Below are 19,320 nucleotides of genomic sequence, written 5' to 3'. Positions count from 1 at the left end.
TGAAAAGAAAAACAAAGACCCACCATATGGTGGGTCTATGTTTTATTCAGTGCTAGCCACCAAAGTCGTCAAGAAGGATGTTATCTTTCTCAACACCTAAGTCTTCTAGCATTTTAATGACCGACGCATTCATCATTGGAGGTCCACACATGTAGAACTCACAATCTTCCGGCGCTGGATGATCTTTTAGGTAGTTCTCATACAACACATTGTGAATAAAACCAGTCTTACCATCCCAGTTATCTTCTGGTTGAGGATCGGATAACGCTAAATGCCACTCAAAGTTATCATTCTCTGCTTCAAGCTGATCATATTCTTCTGTGTAGAATGCTTCACGCAAACTACGCGCACCATACCAGAAAGAAATTTTACGAGTAGAATGCAAGCGCTTAAGCTGATCGAAGATATGGGAGCGCATTGGCGCCATACCTGCACCACCACCAATGAAGACCATTTCCGCATCGGTATCTTTCGCGAAGAATTCACCAAATGGGCCGTAAACTTTGATCTTATCGCCTTCTTTCAAGCTGAACACATAAGAAGACATTTGACCTGGCGGCACATCGTCTTTACCTGGAGGCGGTGAAGCAATACGAATGTTGAATTTAACAACACCCTTCTCTTCTGGGTAGTTCGCCATCGAGTAGGCGCGGATGATCGTTTCATCAACCTTAGAAACGAATTTCCATAGGTTAAAGTGATCCCAGTCGCCACGGTATTCTTCTTGGATCTCGAAATCTTTGTAGTTAACCGTGTGCGCAGGCGCCTCAAGCTGAACATAGCCACCGGCACGGAAATCGACGTTTTCACCTTCAGGAAGACGAAGCGTCAATTCTTTAATGAATGTTGCAACGTTCGGATTGGATTCAACTGTACATTCCCAAGCTTTTACGCCGAAGACCTCTTCAGGCACTTCCACATCCATATCCTGTTTCACGGAAACCTGACAAGAAAGACGGTAACCTTCTTTCTCTTCACGGCGTGTAAAATGTGACTGCTCTGTAGACAGCATAGAGCCACCACCAGAGGTCACTTTACATTTACACTGAGCACAGGTACCGCCACCACCACAGGCAGACGAAAGAAAAACACCACTGTTTGCTAGGGTTTGAAGCAGCTTGCCACCCGCTGGCGCCGTCACTTCCTTTTCCCCATTAATACGGATTGTTACGTCACCACTACTTACTAGGCGGGCGCGAGCGAACAAAATGATCGCCACCAACGCCAACACAATAGCGGTAAACATCACAACACCTAGAATAATTGTATCTAAGTCCATGCTAGTTTAACCTTTTTTCTTGGTTGTCTAACTGCGCAACAATTAAAGCTGCACACCAGAAAATGACATAAAGCCCAAACTCATCAAACCAACGGTGATGAACGTGATACCTAAACCACGCAGACCCGCAGGCACGTCAGAGTATTTTAGCTTTTCACGGATACCTGCAAGTGCTGCAATCGCCAACGCCCAACCGATACCAGCACCCACACCGTAAACCAAACTTTCACTGAAGTTATAGTCACGCTCTACCATGAACAGTGATGCACCCATGATGGCACAGTTTACCGTAATCAAAGGCAAGAACACGCCCAATGCGTTGTACAACGCAGGCATGTACTTATCCAAGGTCATTTCCAAAATCTGTACAATCGCTGCAATAACACCGATATAACTCAACAAACCTAAGAAACTAAGATCAACATTTGGCAAGCCAGCCCAATCTAAGGCACCTTCTTTCAAAAGGTTTTGATAAAGTAAATTGTTCACAGGAACAGTAACCGCCAAAACGATTACAACTGCAATGCCAAGACCAATGGCTGTTTCTACTTTCTTAGACAGTGCCAAGAACGTACACATACCAAGGAAGAAGGCCAGAGCCATGTTTTCAACAAAAACTGCCTTTATAAAAAGACTAATTAAGTGTTCCATTTATAACGCCTCCTGAGAACGAGAGTTCTTAGCAATAGTAAACTCTGGCTCTTCAACCTGCTCTGTCTTGTATGCTCGTAACGCCCAAATAACAAGGCCGATAACAAAGAAAGCACTTGGTGGTAGAAGCATCAAGCCATTAGGTTGGTACCAACCGCCATTTTGAACCGTTTCAAATATTGGCACACCAAGTAGCTTACCCGCACCAAGAAGCTCGCGGAAGAAAGCGACAATAATCAACATTGCACTGTAGCCAAGACCATTACCGATACCGTCAAGGAAGCTCATGATAGGGCCATTCTTCATTGCGTAGGCTTCGGCACGTCCCATAACGATACAGTTAGTAATGATCAAGCCAACAAATACAGACAATTGCTTACTGATTTCATAGGCGAATGCTTTAAGCACTTGGTCTACCACAATTACCAACGAAGCAATAATGATCATCTGCACGATGATACGAATACTGTTCGGAATGTGGCTACGGATGACCGCAATGAACAAGTTCGAGAAAGCGGTCACCATGGTTAACGCGACACACATTACCAAACTTACGCTCATACTACTTGTTACCGCAAGAGCAGAACAGATACCAAGAATCTGTAGAGCAATTGGGTTATTAGATAGAATGGGGCCAAATAAGACTTTTTTCACTTCAGACATGCTTACACTCCTTCACTACGAAGTTCGGCAAGGAAAGGACCAAAACCTTCACTACCCAACCAGTATTGAACTAGGTTCGTCACACCGCGACTGGTTAAAGTCGCACCAGAAAGACCATCTACTTTATGAGATGCATTAGGATCATTAGAATCTACAGAACCTTTAGCCAAGCGAATAACAGCCTCGCCTTCCTCGTTGTAGACTTCTTTACCTTCCCAAAGCGCTTTCCAGTTAGGATTATCGACCTCACCACCCAGTCCAGGTGTTTCAGCTTGCTGGTAAAAACCAAAACCAACGACTGTAGAAAGATCCGATTCAAGTGCCATAAAGCCATACATTGTTGACCATAGACCGTAACCATGAACTGGCAAGATGATGCGTGCTTTCGCATTTTCATCTTTTACAACATATACCGCTGCAAATTTAGCGCGACGCTTGATGCTTGCAGGATCACTCTCACCCTTCAAGGAAGTAGACAACGCCGGATCTTTCGCCGCAGCCTGCTGACTGTAAGAGTCAACGTTAATGCCTGCTTCTTGAAGTTCGGCATCCGTTGCAAAACGGCCAGCTTCAATGTTCACAAGTCGTTTTTCAACGGTCGCGAACACTTCTTCAACGCTTTCTCCTGGCTGAAGCATTTGCGCAGCCGCCAAGATGTTACGTTTACGGTCGAGGTCACGGTTCTCTTGCTGAATTGGCTTAAGACCAACCGCAGCACCCGCAACAAAGATCGAACATACCAAACACAGTGCCACAGCAACAATGATGGTTTTTGAAATGCTATCGTTACTGCTAGCCATTACGAGCAATCCTCCGTTTGATATTTGCTTGCACTACGAAGTGGTCAATAAACGGAGCAAACAGGTTAGCAAATAGAATCGCCAACATCATACCTTCAGGGTACGCAGGGTTTACTACACGAATCATGATAACCATTACACCGATTAGCGCACCGTAGAACCATTTACCACGGTTAGTCATAGACGCTGACACAGGGTCAGTAGCCATGTACATCATACCGAAAGCAAAGCCCCCCATTACAAGGTGCCAGTACCAAGGTGTCGCAAACATCGCATTGGTATCAGAGCCAATGGCATTAAATAGCAATGACGTTGCCACCATACCAAGCATCACACCTGCAACAATTCGCCATGCAGCAATCTTCATAATCAACAGCGCACCACCCCCTATCAAAATTGCTAGGGTAGAGGTTTCACCCATAGAACCTTGAATGAAGCCGAAGAACGCATCAGACCAAGACACAGACAATGCTTCAACGCCACTTGCTGCCACTTGACTAAGAGCCGTCGCACCAGAGTAACCATCCACCGCTGTCCATACCGCATCACCAGACATAGACGCAGGGTAAGCAAAGAATAGGAAAGCACGACCTGCTAAGGCAGGGTTTAGGAAGTTTTTACCCGTTCCACCAAATACTTCTTTACCCAGTACCACACCAAAAGTAATACCTAAAGCAACTTGCCATAGCGGGATAGTTGCAGGAAGTGTCAAAGCAAACAGAATAGACGTAACGAAGAAACCTTCATTCACTTCATGTTTACGAACCGAAGCGAACAATACTTCCCAGAAACCACCCACCACAAACGTGGTTAGATAAACAGGCAAGAAATACATCGCACCATAAATCATGTTATCCCAGACACTGTTTACGTTATACGCTGTCAGTGCCCCGATAACCCCTTGACGCCAAGTGTCAGCCGGCGCTGCACCCATAACATCTAACGCAGAGTTTGCTTGGAATCCGATATTGTACATACCGAAAAACATGGCAGGGAATGTACACATCCAAACAAGAATCATGACACGTTTCATATCTACCGCGTCACGAACGTGAGAACCACCTTTTGCAACACTGCTAGGACGATAGAAAATAGTATCTACCGCTTCGTAAAGTGCATACCATTTCTCATATTTGCCGCCTGAGTGAAACTCAGGCTCCATTTTATCTAGAATAGTTCTAAGACCCATGGATTAACCCTCTTTCTCAATCGTTGTGAGACAGTCACGTAGAATTGGGCCGTATTCAAACTTACCTGAACAAGCATACGTCATTAACGCCAAGTCTTCTTCATCAAGCTCTAATGCACCCAGCTTCTGTGCCTGCTCAGTGTCGCCAACAACCAAAGCGCGCAATAATTGAGTTGGAAGAATATCCAACGGCATCAAACGCTCAAAATGACCCAGTGGCAGCATGGTACGATCACTACCGTTAGTCGATGTTGTCATGTCAAATGTCGACTTACCTGTTAGCTTTGAAATAAATACATTCAATACAGAATGTTTTTCAAATCCAGCACGTAAATAATGAACCATTTGACGCTCACGACCTTCAGCAAGGACAACCACTTGTGCGTGGTAACGACCAAGGTACGCATAAGGACCAACCGCTTTGCGACCAGACAACACTGAACCTGAGATAATACGGTTCTCGCCATCAGGCAGTTCACTTGAAAGCAACTGATTTAGATCAGCACCAATAACCGTTCGAATCAAACGCGGCTTAGAAACCTGAGGTCCACCCACAGCAACGACGCGAGAAACATCCAGCTGACCATTTACAAACAACTCACCGATTGCAACCACATCTTGGTAGTTGATAGACCAAACTGTCTTTTTGTCGCTGACTGGATCAAGAAAATGAATATGCGTTCCAACAAGGCCCGCTGGGTGCTTACCAGAAAACTCTTCTACCACAACGTCTGAAGTAGTTGGAATTTTGCTGTCTGGTGCTTTACAAAGAAATACTTTGCCCTCAGTCAAACGCGTCAATACTGTTAAACCATCCGCAAATGCTTCTGCTTTATCAGCCAATACAACAGCAGGATCTGCTGCAAGAGGATTCGTATCGATTGCCGTAACGAAGATCGAGTTAGGGACTGAATCAACTTCAGGAACTTTAGAGAAAGGGCGAGTACGTAGCGCAGTCCAAAGACCAGACTCAACTAAGTTCTCTACTACTTTACCGCGCTCTAGCGATTTAAGCTCTGAACCCGAATGTTTCGAAAATTCAATGGCGTCATTACCTTCAACTGTAATAACAACCGATTGCAGTACGCGTCGTTCACCGCGATTGATCGCAGCGATAGTACCTGAGGCTGGGGCGGTGTACTTTACTCCTTCCGTTTTTTTATCTGTAAAGATAACCTGCCCTTTTTTGACCTTATCACCCTCTTTGACCAACATGGTAGGTTTCATACCAATGTAGTCAGGTCCGATGATGGCAACCGATTTTGCGGCAGGAGCATCCTCAATCACCTGATTGGGGGCGCCGCTGATCGGTAGATCTAGGCCTTTAGTAATTTTATACATATGTTCTGCCCAACAAAAATTGAACACCAAAGCGTACTTACGCTACTGAGCCAAATCCCCTCCGGGAAAGCATTTTGACTCTCGCCACCAATTAAAGGTCGCTTTATAACGTAATATCACTTCACCGAAAAAACCTGCGTATTATAGAGATCATTGCCTGCGTTGACTACTAGCGTACGCTTCCTTTACCCACAATGAGTGCGCAAAAACAGAGAAATACCAACTATAAGCGCTGTTTATTTTACTAGCCTCCCAATGTGAGTTTTGTATTTTTATTACATTTAAAGGAAGCTGCGTGTCTTACTCACTTTTCCCTAGTTGTTTGAACTTCCATGGTTGCGGCATACGATGTAACACGACAAAATAGATTCAAAGTGCAAAACACTTGCAAGGGAAACATGTCATGTCACATGCTGCAGCACAGATTCGCATTAAAGATTTACGTCTTCGCACATACATTGGTGGCAGTGAAGAAGAAACGCACAACCTGCAAGATGTCGCGCTCAATGCGCCCAATGAATATCCGTCAGAGGCTGTTAAGCCTCATGCACTGCGCTTTGCTGACGCTGTTTCGTTTCGCTTAGCTAAACATAAAATTTAAATTAGCCAACAAAATGACCATACAACACACACTACAATTTACTGCCGGCTTTAAGAATTTTCTCGATACGCACAACATTAGCCATAAGGCAAAACGTATTGTTGATATCGCCCAACAACATCAAAAGCCGTTACTGTACATTGCGGCCAGTGCTACTGAGTTGAATGAGATAGAGGACAACATCCGCTTTTTTGCCGAGCAAAACTTACCTGTCTTACGCTTCTCCGATTGGGAAACTCTGCCATACGACAGTTTCTCACCACATCAAGACATCATTTCTGACCGTTTAAATACTTTAGCCCAAATTCGAGATTTGTCAGCAGGCATTATTTTAACCACCACCTCCTCTGCCCTTACCCGAATTTGTCCAGAAGAACACATTGATGCGCAGCGCTTTGAATTAAAGCTCGATCAGAAAATAGCCCAGAAACAATTAATTGATCGCTTAAGCAATGGTGGCTATTTAAATGTTGAAACGGTGACAACCCATGGAGAGTTTGCCGTTCGTGGCGCAATCATGGACGTTTACCCGATGGGGGTTGCTAACCCAGTCCGTATTGAATGGTTTGACGATGAAGTAGAATCGATTCGATGGTTTGATGTCGAGACGCAACGCACTATCGAGAAAGTAGCAGAAATTAAGATTCTTCCAGCGCGAGAAATTGCCACGACCCAAAATGGTATAACCGGATTTCGTAAACGCTTTCGTGAACGTTTTGACATCGATCCTCTCAGCAGCCCTGTCTACCAAGATGTCACTGAAGGTATTATTCCAGGCGGCATCGAGTATTACTTACCACTGTTTTTCGAAAAAACCGGCACACTATTCGACTACCTACGTGAACAAACTCTGGTGGCACGTAATGAGCAACTCAACGAATATGTCGGTGCAACCCTACTCGATTATAAGACGCGACATGAATCACTTGCTTATGATGTTCAAAAACCTATTTTGAAGCCAAGTGAGCTCTGCCTTTTAGAAGATGAATTCTTCGCGCAACTCAATCATTTTGCAGGCCTCATCTTTCGCACCAACCAAGCTCCTGAAGCGGCTCTTCCAGATCTATCCGCAGACAGCCAAGGCCAAGCCACATTCGCAAGACTGACAGCTTTTTTGGCGCAACAAACCTTACCCACGTTAATCGTTGCCGAATCCGCTGGTCGTCGTGAAGCCTTATTGGACTTATTGCAAGACGCTAAAATTAAGCCCTCTGTGTGCGAAACCTGGCAAAGCTTCTGCGAGGAAACAAGTGGACTCTTCATTACCGAAGGATTGCTGTCGCAAGGTTTTGTTTTAGACGAGCACTGCGTTCTCATAGCAGAAAGTAATTTGTTAGGCGAACGCGTCACACAATCGCGCCGACGCAAAGCCTCTAACATCGACGAAGATGCCATTATTCGTAACTTAACAGAGTTGCGAATGGGTGCGCCGGTTGTTCATATTGATCACGGCGTTGGCCGCTATTTAGGGCTTACTAATTTATCCATTGATGGACAAGAAACCGAACTGCTAACGCTTGGCTACGCCAACGACGCAAAACTGTACGTGCCAGTATCGTCTCTACAATTGATTTCACGCTATACCGGGGCCGACGAAGAACACGCGCCGCTGCACAAATTGGGCACTGACAAATGGAGCGTTGCCAAACAAAAAGCCGCTGAAAGAGCGCGAGATACCGCCGCTGAACTGTTAGAAATTTACGCTAAACGGGAGTCTAAAAAAGGTCATGCGTTTGCCAAACCTGATGACGCTTACAAACAGTTTTCATCTGGTTTCCCGTTTGAAGAAACACCAGACCAACAATCGGCCATCGACGCGGTCATTCATGATATGTCTAACGCTAAAGCCATGGACCGTCTCGTATGTGGTGACGTAGGTTTTGGTAAAACCGAAGTGGCGATGCGGGCAGCATTCCTAGCCGTTCAAGATGGCAAACAAGTCGCCGTACTGGTTCCAACCACCCTATTAGCGCAGCAACACTACGATAACTTCTGCGACCGCTTTGCAGATTGGCCCGTTCAGGTAGAACTGCTGTCTCGCTTCCGTTCCGGCAAACAGACTACCGCCGCTATCGATCGTATCCAACAAGGTACCGCTGACATTATTGTAGGTACCCATAAACTGATTCAAAGCGACATCAACTTCGCCAACCTTGGATTGGTCATCATTGATGAAGAGCACCGCTTTGGTGTGAAGCAAAAAGATCAGTTTAAAGCCTTACGTGCAGAAGTGGATATTCTGACACTGACGGCAACCCCGATACCGCGAACTCTTAATATGTCTCTAAATGGTATTCGAGATCTTTCAATTATCGCGACACCGCCGGCTAAACGTCTCTCAATCAAGACCTTCGTGAAGCAAAAAGACACTCATCAAATTAGAGAAGCCGTATTGCGTGAACTGTATCGCGGTGGACAAGTTTACTATTTACACAATGAAGTCCAATCCATCGAGAAAGCCGCCGAAGACTTAAAAGAGCTTGTTCCTGAAGCGCGCGTCATCGTTGGTCATGGTCAGATGCGTGAACGTGAACTGGAGCAGGTTATGTCGGACTTTTATCATAAGCGCGCCAATGTGCTGGTCTGTTCTACCATCATCGAAACTGGAATCGATGTACCCAACGCTAACACCATCATCATCGAGCGTGCTGATAAGTTTGGCCTCGCTCAGCTACACCAATTACGTGGCCGTGTCGGTCGCTCGCATCATCAGGCCTACGCTTATTTGCTAACTCCCAATGACCGCAAAGTCACCGGTGATGCAGAAAAACGCTTAGAAGCTATTACCATGGCCGACACGTTAGGCGCAGGGTTCACACTGGCCACGCATGATTTGGAAATTCGCGGAACCGGTGAACTATTAGGTGATGGACAAAGTGGTCACATTGAACACGTCGGTTTTTCATTGTTTATGGAAATGCTCGATCGTGCAGTTACTTCGCTTAAGAACGGTGAATCTCCTGACGTTGATATCTCAACGCCAGCACAGACCGACATTAACCTACGTATTGCCGCGTTAATCCCAGAAGACTACTTGGGTGATGTTCATACCCGTTTAATGCTATACAAGCGTATTGCCAGCGCCAAAAATGATGACCAACTCAAAGAACTGCAAGTCGAAATGATTGACCGCTTCGGACTATTACCGGACCCTACCAAGAACTTATTCCGCCAAACAGCTCTAAAATTCAAAGCGGAAAAGCTTGGTATACAAAAAATCGAAGCCAATCAGCACGAAGGCAAGATCCACTTTAAGAGCAACACACCTGTGGACCCTATGAAATTAATTTCGTTAATTCAAACGAAACCCGATCAATTCAAACTTTCCGGCTCGGATACGTTACGATTTATTGCTAATATGCCCAACGCAGACGAACGTTTCACTCATACTCTTAAAACATTGGAATTGTTACATTGAAAGCACTCTCTTTCTTAGTCTTTGGTGTTTTATCAAGCGCCATCAGCCAAGCCAATGCTGTCGACCTTAACAGCATTGATTTGGAAAAAGCACGTGCCTACCAAGCTTACGTTATGACGTTTGCTTGGCCTGACAACATGAGCTCAGAAACCATCGAGTATCAAGATGTTTATTCGCTAGATGGCTTAATGAAAAATCCTAGACGAAGTGCCTCAAGCATTGCCCCGCGTTCACTGCCTTCACCTTTTGATAATTTCCAAAGTACGATCAGAGCGCGCGCTGAGCTACTAACATCTAACAGCTGGACTTTAATTTTTCCTGATACAGGCGCGTCTATTTCGAAGCCGCTTTTCAGTGATGCTCAGCAAAATGGATACCCAGAATTCACAGGTAAGGTCACCTTCACTTTAGGTCGCTACCTTGAAAGTAATTTACATTATCAGTCCTATCTATTTGGCAACCCTGTCGCAGTGATACCAGAAGAGGTACACGCAAACGCTCATGCTTCTGGCACCCAACTACAACCGAGCCAAAGCTTTTGGGACGGCCCTTCCCAAGTCCTGCCTCTTCACTTCAAAAATAAAACGGCCAGCAAAAAACTCAACTATATCGATCATCCCATCGTTGGCACCCTCATTTACTTCGAGCCGCTCGATCTGGAACAAGCAATTGATTTAGTCTCGGAGCGCTAGATATAAAAAGACCCCCAGTAATTGGAATATCCAACTATTGGGGGTCAGTTCATTGAGCGGGATTTTTTATATCTCTTTAAAAGACTTAAAAGCCTCGATGATTTAAGGCTTTAGACAACCATCCTGTGGCTTTTTGCTCTACCGCGGACAACACACCCAACCCTAATCGCTCTGTAAACGCTTTAGGTTCACGATACGTCACTTGTACCACATCGTGATCTGAATAGTATTGCTCTAAATAGGCATCACTGGTCATCACAGCGTCGGCAAGTTTATTGTCAATGGCTTCAGAGCCATACCATGTTTCACCGGTCGCAATGGCATCGATATCTAATACAGGACGATTTTTAGACACGAAGTGCTTAAACAAATCATGTGTATCTTCTAAATCTTGCTTAAACTTCTCACGACCTTCATCAGTATTCTCACCCAACATTGTTAAAGTACGCTTGTACTTGCCCGCTGTGTGCAGCTCTACATCAATGGTATTACGCTCAAGCAAGCGATGAATATTTGGCACTTGCGCCACAACACCAATCGAGCCCAAAATCGCAAACGGCGCGGCAACAATCTTATCGGCCACACAAGCCATCATATAACCGCCACTGGCCGCCACTTTATCAACGCTAACAGTTAACGGAATCCCCTTATCACGAATTCTCTGCAGCTGTGAAGCGGCTAATCCATAGCCATGCACGACACCACCAGGGCTTTCAAGACGAACAACCACCTCATCTTTCTCGGTTGCCACACTTAAAATGGCGGTAATCTCTTCGCGCAGAGACTGCACCGCACTGGCCTTTATGTCTCCGTCAAAATCTAAAACATAAACGCGTTTCTGATCTTCACTTTGTTTCACAGCAGACTTAGCTTCTGCTTTCTTTTGCTTTTTAAGGGCTTTTTGCTGCTGCTTTAGTATCTTTTTATCAAACAATTTTTTACTCAGCTCATCTTTCATGGTTTGGTAACCATCATTGAGCTTAGTAATTGTTAGGTTGCCATTCTTACGCTGTTTATTCTTGCCGCTCGCAACAACCGACAAAATCAGCAGAATGATCAACGCAATACTTAATAGGCGTATTAGAAAGCCTGCGTAATCTGCTAAAAACTCCAAATCAAAACTCCTAAACTACTGTGTATTAATTACTTTCCGGCCAATGATAATAGAGCCCACTACACATTTCACAATACTTAATTTTGAGTTCGTTGACTTTATATGTCGCTCTTTAAACAGTATTTGCTTAGTATTTGCACTCAAAACTACGGCTTTGGCCATAATTAAGGAGCGCACTGTTAATGAAAGCATCACTATCTCAAGCTTTCGGCAATAACTTTTTAGGGTCATCTCCCCTCTGGTATAAGCAAACCATCATCGCTTTTCTTATCTTAAACCCTATTGTTTTGGTTTCTATGGGACCATTCGTGGCGGGCTGGTTATTAATTGTTGAATTCATTTTCACTTTAGCGATGGCGCTAAAATGCTATCCCCTTCAACCAGGAGGGCTGCTGGCTATAGAAGCTGTTTTGCTTGGTTTAACGACTAGTGAAGGGGTTTATCATGAAGTGGAGAGCAACATTGAAGTCATCCTGCTGCTAATGTTTATGGTTGCTGGTATTTATTTCATGAAAGATATGCTGCTGTTTATTTTTAATAAACTGCTAATTAAAATCCGCTCAAAAGTAGCGATATCTCTTGTTTTCAGCTTTGCAGCAGCCTTATTGTCGGCTTTTTTGGATGCCTTGACCGTGACCGCTGTTTTAATCAGTGTCAGCGTTGGCTTTTACTCGGTTTACCACAAGGTTGCATCAGACCAATCGAACAATAAATCCCATGACCTAAGTGGTGATGAGTTGGTGCTACCTGTCAATCAGGAAGACTTGGCAAAATTTAGAGCCTTTTTACGTAGCTTGCTTATGCATGGTGCGGTTGGTACCGCATTAGGTGGCGTCTGTACACTAGTAGGTGAGCCTCAAAACCTTCTGATCGCTCACGTTGCTGGCTGGGACTTTATTGAATTCTTTATTCGCATAGCGCCTGTGTCCATGCCAGTACTTGTGGCAGGACTACTCACTGTCGTTATTCTAGAAAAAACCAAATGGTTTGATTATGGTGCCAAGCTTCCTGAAAACGTGCGCAATATTCTGAAGAACTTCGCTGACGAAGAAGCGGATAAAAGCACGGCTAAATACAAAGCACAGCTGGTTGTGCAAGGCCTTGTGGCGATTATTCTGGTCCTCTCTCTGGCTTTACATGTCGCTGAAGTTGGCTTGGTTGGACTGATGGTGATTGTGCTACTAACGTCCATGAATGGCATTACCGAAGAGCATCGTATTGGCCACGCGTTTGAAGAGGCGCTTCCGTTCACGGCATTATTAGTCGTATTTTTCAGTGTTGTATCGGTGATCCATAGCCAACATTTATTTCAGCCGTTTATCGACTTTGTACTGAGTTTCCCCACCGATAAGCAACCAATAATGTTCTTCATTGCAAACGGTCTTTTATCTGCGATAAGTGATAACGTCTTTGTCGCCACCGTCTACATCAGCGAAATAAAAAGCGCTTTGGATGAAGGCTTAATTACACGTGAACATTTCGACCTATTAGCCATCGCCGTAAACACTGGCACCAATCTACCAAGTGTGGCAACGCCTAACGGTCAGGCTGCCTTCTTATTCTTGCTGACCTCTGCTATTGCGCCTCTGTTGCGCCTATCCTATGGCAAAATGGTGTGGATGGCACTTCCGTACACCATTGTTTTATCCGTAGTTGGTGGCATTTGTGTGAGTTACTTAGCCATGTAATTCACAGCAAATAAAAAGGCCCAGTAAAATGTCTCTACTGGGCCTTTTTATTAGGGATGTGACTGTTATTCGCTCTGCTCCAAAGCAGGGTTTTCAAGCTTACGCCATAATGACAAACCAGATTTCTTATCAATCAGATCCAGTCTTTCGTTATGTGACTCAAGTTCCGATTCACTGGCTTTAATCACCTTCAGCTTCGGGCGATCAGAAGACAATCGACGAACAGCCAATCGAGCTTCTTCACCTTCGTCACCATCCCCTCCAAAACCGCCAATCGTGATTTGACCACCGGTCATTAGCAAATAAACGTCGGCTAAGATTTCCGAGTCGAGCAAGGCGCCGTGCAGCTCTCGATGAGAGTTGTCGATACCATAACGCTTACATAAGGCGTCTAGATTGTTTTTCTGACCTGGGTGCTTGCGTCGCGCATAAACCAAGCTGTCGAAAACCTTACAGACATCAGCAACTTTAGGGAAACCACCCAGCTTCGAGAACTCATTATCTATGTGACCAACGTCAAACGGTGCATTATGGATGACTAGCTCAGCACCTTTTATAAAATCGAAAAACGCTTGTGCGACGTCCGCAAACTTAGGCTTATCTTGTAGAAATTCATTACTGATTCCATGAACATTGAAAGCTTCTTCTTCGACTTCACGCTCAGGGTTGATATAGACATGGAAGTGATGTTTTGTAAGCTTGCGCCCCACCATTTCAACACAACCAATCTCGATAATGCGATGACCTTGCTTAGGGTCGATACCTGTTGTCTCGGTATCCAGTACCACTTGTCTCACGATTTTGCCCTCAATTCATCAATGCCTTGGTTGGCCAATTCATCCGCAATCTCATTACCTTCGATACCAGCATGGCCTTTTACCCAGTGCCATGCCACTTGATGCTTTTGGCACATCTCATCAAGTTGCTTCCATAGATCTTGATTCTTTACCGGCTGCTTCGATGCCGTTTTCCAGCCTTTACGCTTCCAGCCAGCCAGCCATTCCGTGATACCTTTCTGAACATAAGAAGAGTCTGTATATAAATCTACCTGACATGGTTCTCTTAACGCTTTTAAGCCTTCAATTGCCCCCAGCAACTCCATACGATTATTGGTTGTATCATGTTCACCACCACACAATCGCTTTTCATGGGCACCGAATGTTAACCATGCACCCCATCCGCCAATGCCGGGATTGCCTTTACATGCACCGTCGGTGTAAAGCGTTACTTCTTTCATTAAATTACTTAATCTCTTTGATGGTCGGTTTAGTCAATGGCGGAACACGAACTTTGGTCGCTTTCCAACGCGGTTTAAGAGGAATATAGCGACGAGTTTGCTTAGTGGCGGTCATAATGTAGACACTGCCCATGGGCAATTTCAGTGCTTTGAGCGAATTCCCTAACCAGCCCATACGTTGACGCCATTTACTGGATTTAAACGGCATATCGTAATCAATAAACTCAACTTTTTCGAGGGTTAATCCTGCTACCTTCAACCAATCGTCTAAACGGCGATGGGAGATAAAACTGGCGGACCATGGCGCACGCATACGCTTAGAAAATGCCCGACGAATCCCCCAGAAACTAAATGGATTAAACCCAATAATAATCAATTTACCGCTTGGCAATAATGTACGCGCTACTTCGTACAAATCACGATGAGGGTTTTCGGATAAATCCAACGTATGATGCAACACTATGGCATCAATACCGTCAGACTCCAAAGGCAGTTCGCTCATATTTGCCACCACCGTAGATTGACTCGCGCCAAGCTCAAGCACAGGCGACAAGCAAATATTTTCTCGCATACGATGGTTATGAAACGTGAGCTGTTTTAACGGAGATTGCTGCACCAGATAGTAACCCACCATGTTATCCAGCTCACGCTCAACGAAATCATGCTCTTCGTTTAAAAGCCGCTGTCCTAATTCAGTGTCATACCAATCTTGGAATAATTGTCTTGATTGGTTATCCAACATACAATGCTCTCTTTCGTTACGGGGCTGCAAAACCAAAATGAGCCGTAGCCCATTCATTAATATTTAAACATACACGTTGGCCATATGACATTTTTTCCGTTACCCGCATTTAATGACAACTACATCTGGATCACTAAAGACGCTACGCGAAAGACCATATGGGCTGTTGATCCCGGCGACGCTCAAGTTGTGCTCGACTACTGCAAAGCAGAACATCTGACACTGGCAGGGATCCTAATTACCCACCACCACAAAGATCATACCGGTGGTGTTGAGACACTTAAGAAAGAATTCAACTGCCCTACTTATGGCCCTGAATCGTTATCGCCTACTCTTGTTACGCATCCATTAAGACAAGGTGAAAGCGTAACCGTTCATCACCAAGAGTTTCTCGTATTAGAAACCCCAGGTCATACACTAGATCATATCTGCTATTTTGCTGAGCCAGAACAACAAGCACCACAGTTACTATGTGGTGATACGCTATTTCGCGGTGGCTGTGGTCGCTTATTTGAAGGCAGTCCAGCGCAAATGCTGAACGCAATGACTCGTTTACGAGCGCTACCACACGCCACACAAGTTTACGGCACCCACGAATACACTCTTGCTAACTACCGTTTTGCACTGGCCATCGACCCAAACAACACGGCACTGGTGAATGCCAATCATGAGGCAGAAGCCTTACGGGCAAAAGATATCCCAACCCTGCCAACAACCATCGCCTTGGAAGCGCAAACAAATCCGTTTATGCGCTTCGATTGGCAACAAGTAGTCGCTGGAGCTGCGCATCTACTCAACGAAGACCCTGCACAGGATTTGATCAATGGTTTTGCACAGATTCGACGCGCCAAAGACGGCTTTTAGTTGATCTCTAAAAGCCAATCATTAGAATGCAGGCAAATTTATATAAAATGTGAGCAGAATGACTAAAAACATACTCATCGCCCTTATGGCGGGCAGTATCCTAACGGGCTGTCAATCCTTGACCCATACACCTGCGGATATTGCCGACATCGATGCTGAGAATAAGGCCATTGGTGCCCCAGAAGCCGATGCAAACGAAATCGACTTCATCGATACGGTCAAACCTGTTCGCTCGGACGACGCAAAAATTGCCAAAGTCATCGACAACCAAGTTGATATCGATGCCAATTTACCGCCAGAAGATATATGGGATCGCATACGCTCAGGTTACCAACTTAACCTAGACGTTGATCAGCCACGCCTGAAATCGCAACTACGCTGGTACAGTACACACAAATCCTACTTAGATCGCGTGTCTAAGCGTGGTGAACGCTACATGTTCTACATTGTTGAGCAGTTAGAAGAAGCTGGCATCCCGCTTGAAATTGCCTTATTGCCTATTGTCGAAAGTGGCTTCGACCCATTTGGCTACAGCCATGGACGCGCCTCCGGCCCGTGGCAATTTATCCCATCAACCGGCCATATCTACGGCCTAGAGCAGACTTGGTGGTTAGATGGCCGACGTGATATTCAACTGTCTACTCAAGCGGCCGTTGCTTACTTAACTCGCCTAAACAAGATGTTTGATGGTGACTGGTTGCATGCACTGGCGTCATACAACTCAGGTGAAGGCACCGTCATGCGCGCGATTCGCCGCAACAAGAAAGCCGGTAAACCGACGGACTTTTGGAATCTAGATTTGCCAGCGGAAACACGTGCTTACGTGCCCAAGCTACTGGCATTAGCTAAAATCATGAAAGACCCTGATGCTTACGACTATAAGACACATTTTATTGCTAATGAACCTTACTTTGATGAAGTGAATATTGGCGGCCAAATCGACCTTGCTCAAGCGGCTGACATGGCAGGCGTAAGTATCGATGAAATTTATTTGCTGAACCCAGCCTTTAACCAGTGGGCAACTTCACCAGATGGGCCCCATAAGCTATTGGTACCCATTGATTCCGCAGATGCCTTCCGTACCAAATTGGCGAAACTACCGCCAAAAGAGCGTGTCACATGGATTCGTTATACCGTCCAAGCAGGCGACAACTTAGGCGGCGTAGCCCGTAGTCACAATACGACTGTGGACGTTTTAAAGGACATCAATAAAATTGATACATCTTTGATTCGTGTTGGGCAGCAACTTATGATTCCTGTAGCAGGCAAAAGCGCCGCCAGCTATACATTAAGCTCCCATCAACGCTTACTGTCAAAGCAGTCTCGTGCGCCAAGCTCTAACCGCGTCAAGGTCAACTACACCGTTGAGAGTGGAGACAGCCTGTGGAGTATTGCACAAAAGTATAATACCGATACAAAAACGCTGGCACGCTGGAACAGTATGGGACTTGGCGACCCTCTTATCCCAGGCAAAAAACTCGCCGTCTGGATGAAACCTGAAGCGGGCAAAACGAGCCAGCGCGGCGCTCGTTCTGTCGTAAAACGCGTGATTTATACCATTCGCTCTGGTGACTCATTAGCCGTTGTGGCAAATAAGTTTAAGGTGAGCGTGGGTGATATCCGTAAATGGAACCCGAAAGTGGGTGGTCAGAAATACGTTCAACCAGGTGATAAGGTAACCTTACTGGTAAACGTAGTCGGTGGCTAAAACCTTTTCGATGACAAAAAAAAGAGGCCCATGATAATGGGCCTCTTTTTTAATGCTTAGAATTGCTTAAAGATCACTCGTAACGGCATAAGTAAGCGGTAACTTCTGCTACTTTAACGCCGAATTTTTGGTTAGCTTCAACAATGAAAGTTTCACCTTTAGCATACGTCTTCCACTCAGTCGCATCCGGCAAAAGGACCGTTAAGGAACCAGAAACAACACTCATGTATTCGCGTTGAGAAGTACCAAACTCGTATTCACCAATGTTCATTACACCAACGGTAGACGTGCCTTCTGCGTTTTCTAACGCAATCGATTTCACCGCATCATCAAAATAGCTATTTACTTGTAGAGACATAAAACACTCACTGTGATCAAACATGGCTAGCTTGCTAGCCCACTTTAAAATGGCTGACTACATCAGCCTGCATTCATTTCTTCGATAATCCATTCTTTAAACGCGACCATGGCTGGGCTTAATGCGCGATTCTTTTCAAACACTAAGTAAAAAGAGCGATTCGTCTCTAAATGTTTATCAAATAACACCTGCAACTGCCCAGAATCCACTTCCGGCATGACCAAGCTAATGTCTGCTAAAGCAATGCCTAACCCTTGCGCTGCTGCACCTGCGGTTAACGAGCCACTTGAAAACATCAAGCCACGACGAAATACTTTCGGATCTAGACCATTTTGCTGCAGCCAATCATTCCACTCGTCGCCACGTTTGCTCACATGCAGCAATGGGTAAAAACGCATGTCTTCTGGGACCTTGATCGGTTGGTTCGGCTTAATTAGCTTAGGCGAACACACAGGCGCCAGCCGGATTGGCCGCAAATAGTGCGCTTCTATGCCATCCCATTCACCATTACCAAAGTAAACCGCCATATCAATCTCACCCAATGAGAAATCAATCAAACCCATGGAGGAACGAATTTCGATTTCAATGTCAGGATAACGATTTTGAAACCGCTCCATGCGTGGCATTAGCCAACGTGTGAGAAAAGAGGGTGCAACAGCAAGCTTCAGTGAGCCAGCATGTTGAGCACTTTTCAGGTCAGCCGTCGCCTGCTCAAGCTGCTGGAAGATCTTCTTAATCGGTTTAATGTAGCTTTCGCCCGCTTCGGTCAACACCACCTTGCGCTTTGTGCGACGAAACAATTCAATGCCTAGAAAACCTTCTAAGCCTTTAATTTGATGGCTGATTGCTGAAGGCGTGACATTAAGCTCTTGCGCCGCCTTGTTGAAACTTCCATGACGAGCTGCGGACTCAAAGCATTTTAGCGAGTTTAAAGGCGGTAATCTGTTAATAGCTGACACTCCGAATTTTATAAGA

Annotated in this window: 18 protein-coding genes; 6 read left to right on the top strand and 12 right to left on the bottom strand. The window is 45.2% G+C overall.

From position 1 onward, the window contains the following. Positions 1-52: 52 nt before the first annotated feature. Genes nqrF through AYW76_RS11590 form a run of 6 tightly spaced genes read right to left on the bottom strand, consistent with a single transcriptional unit; the run spans position 53 to position 5,923 of the window. Positions 53-1,279, bottom strand: a complete 1,227-nt coding sequence (gene nqrF / locus AYW76_RS11615; protein WP_067220154.1) for an NADH:ubiquinone reductase (Na(+)-transporting) subunit F — start codon at positions 1,277-1,279, stop codon at positions 53-55. Between the two features lie 42 nt (positions 1,280-1,321). Beyond that, positions 1,322-1,930 (bottom strand): NADH:ubiquinone reductase (Na(+)-transporting) subunit E, encoded by a 609-nt coding sequence (nqrE, locus tag AYW76_RS11610; protein WP_067208897.1) that lies wholly within the window; start codon positions 1,928-1,930, stop codon positions 1,322-1,324. After that, complete coding sequence (locus tag AYW76_RS11605) at positions 1,931-2,593, bottom strand: NADH:ubiquinone reductase (Na(+)-transporting) subunit D (protein ID WP_067220150.1); 663 nt, start codon at positions 2,591-2,593, stop codon at positions 1,931-1,933. 2 nt (positions 2,594-2,595) lie between these two features. After that, a complete protein-coding gene (locus AYW76_RS11600) occupies positions 2,596-3,393 on the bottom strand; it encodes a Na(+)-translocating NADH-quinone reductase subunit C (RefSeq protein ID WP_067220146.1) in 798 nt (265 codons plus the stop codon). Then, positions 3,386-4,582 carry an NADH:ubiquinone reductase (Na(+)-transporting) subunit B gene (locus tag AYW76_RS11595; RefSeq protein ID WP_067220144.1) on the bottom strand — a complete coding sequence of 399 codons (1,197 nt, stop codon included), beginning with the start codon at positions 4,580-4,582 and terminating at the stop codon, positions 3,386-3,388. Before AYW76_RS11595 ends, AYW76_RS11600 begins: the two co-directional genes overlap by 8 nt. 3 nt (positions 4,583-4,585) lie before the next feature. Then, entirely contained in the window at positions 4,586-5,923 is a 1,338-nt protein-coding gene (locus AYW76_RS11590) for a Na(+)-translocating NADH-quinone reductase subunit A (protein WP_067220141.1), read from the bottom strand. Positions 5,924-6,326: 403 nt separating this feature from the next. On the opposite strand from AYW76_RS11590, the gene AYW76_RS11585 reads away from it, so the two are divergent. The 3 genes from AYW76_RS11585 to AYW76_RS11575 are packed head-to-tail and all read left to right on the top strand — an operon-like array spanning position 6,327 to position 10,634. Continuing rightward, a complete protein-coding gene (locus AYW76_RS11585) occupies positions 6,327-6,524 on the top strand; it encodes a tunnelling fold family protein (protein ID WP_067220137.1) in 198 nt (65 codons plus the stop codon). Positions 6,525-6,537: 13 nt separating this feature from the next. Further along, a complete protein-coding gene (mfd, locus tag AYW76_RS11580; RefSeq protein ID WP_067220134.1) occupies positions 6,538-9,942 on the top strand; it encodes a transcription-repair coupling factor in 3,405 nt (1,134 codons plus the stop codon). Then, entirely contained in the window at positions 9,939-10,634 is a 696-nt protein-coding gene (locus tag AYW76_RS11575; RefSeq protein ID WP_067220131.1) for a hypothetical protein, read from the top strand. Before mfd ends, AYW76_RS11575 begins: the two co-directional genes overlap by 4 nt. A gap of 85 nt (positions 10,635-10,719) precedes the next feature. Here AYW76_RS11575 and sohB read toward each other — a convergent pair whose 3' ends face one another. Continuing rightward, a complete protein-coding gene (gene sohB / locus AYW76_RS11570; RefSeq protein WP_067220127.1) occupies positions 10,720-11,748 on the bottom strand; it encodes a protease SohB in 1,029 nt (342 codons plus the stop codon). Between the two features lie 182 nt (positions 11,749-11,930). On the opposite strand from sohB, the gene nhaB reads away from it, so the two are divergent. Then, positions 11,931-13,436: a sodium/proton antiporter NhaB gene (gene nhaB, locus AYW76_RS11565; protein ID WP_067220124.1), complete on the top strand. Its 1,506-nt coding sequence runs from the start codon at positions 11,931-11,933 to the stop codon at positions 13,434-13,436. 65 nt (positions 13,437-13,501) lie between these two features. On the opposite strand, the gene dnaQ is transcribed toward nhaB, so the two are convergent. The 3 genes from dnaQ to AYW76_RS11550 are packed head-to-tail and all read right to left on the bottom strand — an operon-like array spanning position 13,502 to position 15,415. Next, positions 13,502-14,233: a DNA polymerase III subunit epsilon gene (gene dnaQ / locus AYW76_RS11560; RefSeq protein ID WP_067220120.1), complete on the bottom strand. Its 732-nt coding sequence runs from the start codon at positions 14,231-14,233 to the stop codon at positions 13,502-13,504. Next, positions 14,230-14,673 carry a ribonuclease HI gene (gene rnhA / locus AYW76_RS11555; protein WP_067038761.1) on the bottom strand — a complete coding sequence of 148 codons (444 nt, stop codon included), beginning with the start codon at positions 14,671-14,673 and terminating at the stop codon, positions 14,230-14,232. Before rnhA ends, dnaQ begins: the two co-directional genes overlap by 4 nt. Before the next feature lie 4 nt (positions 14,674-14,677). Beyond that, positions 14,678-15,415 (bottom strand): class I SAM-dependent methyltransferase, encoded by a 738-nt coding sequence (locus tag AYW76_RS11550; RefSeq protein ID WP_067220116.1) that lies wholly within the window; start codon positions 15,413-15,415, stop codon positions 14,678-14,680. A gap of 84 nt (positions 15,416-15,499) precedes the next feature. On the opposite strand from AYW76_RS11550, the gene gloB reads away from it, so the two are divergent. Together gloB and AYW76_RS11540 are read left to right on the top strand one after the other, a co-directional pair. Next, positions 15,500-16,279, top strand: a complete 780-nt coding sequence (gene gloB, locus AYW76_RS11545) for a hydroxyacylglutathione hydrolase (RefSeq protein ID WP_067220113.1) — start codon at positions 15,500-15,502, stop codon at positions 16,277-16,279. Between the two features lie 58 nt (positions 16,280-16,337). Then, the gene (locus tag AYW76_RS11540; protein WP_067220110.1) at positions 16,338-17,987 is read left to right on the top strand and encodes a lytic transglycosylase; all 1,650 of its coding nucleotides are present in this window, start codon (positions 16,338-16,340) and stop codon (positions 17,985-17,987) included. 73 nt (positions 17,988-18,060) lie between these two features. Here AYW76_RS11540 and ppnP read toward each other — a convergent pair whose 3' ends face one another. Further along, entirely contained in the window at positions 18,061-18,345 is a 285-nt protein-coding gene (gene ppnP, locus AYW76_RS11535; protein WP_067220288.1) for a pyrimidine/purine nucleoside phosphorylase, read from the bottom strand. A 62-nt stretch (positions 18,346-18,407) separates the two neighbouring features. Next, a complete protein-coding gene (gene gcvA / locus AYW76_RS11530) occupies positions 18,408-19,304 on the bottom strand; it encodes a transcriptional regulator GcvA (RefSeq protein ID WP_306455688.1) in 897 nt (298 codons plus the stop codon). Positions 19,305-19,320 lie beyond the last annotated feature (16 nt).

This window comes from Marinomonas gallaica, assembly GCF_001639745.1.
GTDB classification, from domain to species: domain Bacteria; phylum Pseudomonadota; class Gammaproteobacteria; order Pseudomonadales; family Marinomonadaceae; genus Marinomonas; species Marinomonas gallaica.
This window is presented reverse-complemented; position numbering and strand designations above follow the sequence as displayed.

What these genes read in the sequence shown, in the direction of transcription:
- nqrE (WP_067208897.1), bottom strand. Translation starts at nt 1,930, where the DNA reads ATGGAACACTTAATTAGTCTTTTTATAAAGGCAGTTTTTGTTGAAAAC.
- rnhA (WP_067038761.1), bottom strand. Translation starts at nt 14,673, where the DNA reads ATGAAAGAAGTAACGCTTTACACCGACGGTGCATGTAAAGGCAATCCC.
- AYW76_RS11550 (WP_067220116.1), bottom strand. Translation starts at nt 15,415, where the DNA reads ATGTTGGATAACCAATCAAGACAATTATTCCAAGATTGGTATGACACT.
- ppnP (WP_067220288.1), bottom strand. Translation starts at nt 18,345, where the DNA reads ATGTCTCTACAAGTAAATAGCTATTTTGATGATGCGGTGAAATCGATT.
- nhaB (WP_067220124.1), top strand. Translation starts at nt 11,931, where the DNA reads ATGAAAGCATCACTATCTCAAGCTTTCGGCAATAACTTTTTAGGGTCA.
- AYW76_RS11605 (WP_067220150.1), bottom strand. Translation starts at nt 2,593, where the DNA reads ATGTCTGAAGTGAAAAAAGTCTTATTTGGCCCCATTCTATCTAATAAC.
- AYW76_RS11600 (WP_067220146.1), bottom strand. Translation starts at nt 3,393, where the DNA reads ATGGCTAGCAGTAACGATAGCATTTCAAAAACCATCATTGTTGCTGTG.
- AYW76_RS11590 (WP_067220141.1), bottom strand. Translation starts at nt 5,923, where the DNA reads ATGTATAAAATTACTAAAGGCCTAGATCTACCGATCAGCGGCGCCCCC.
- gloB (WP_067220113.1), top strand. Translation starts at nt 15,500, where the DNA reads ATGACATTTTTTCCGTTACCCGCATTTAATGACAACTACATCTGGATC.
- AYW76_RS11595 (WP_067220144.1), bottom strand. Translation starts at nt 4,582, where the DNA reads ATGGGTCTTAGAACTATTCTAGATAAAATGGAGCCTGAGTTTCACTCA.
- nqrF (WP_067220154.1), bottom strand. Translation starts at nt 1,279, where the DNA reads ATGGACTTAGATACAATTATTCTAGGTGTTGTGATGTTTACCGCTATT.
- AYW76_RS11585 (WP_067220137.1), top strand. Translation starts at nt 6,327, where the DNA reads ATGTCACATGCTGCAGCACAGATTCGCATTAAAGATTTACGTCTTCGC.
- mfd (WP_067220134.1), top strand. Translation starts at nt 6,538, where the DNA reads ATGACCATACAACACACACTACAATTTACTGCCGGCTTTAAGAATTTT.
- AYW76_RS11540 (WP_067220110.1), top strand. Translation starts at nt 16,338, where the DNA reads ATGACTAAAAACATACTCATCGCCCTTATGGCGGGCAGTATCCTAACG.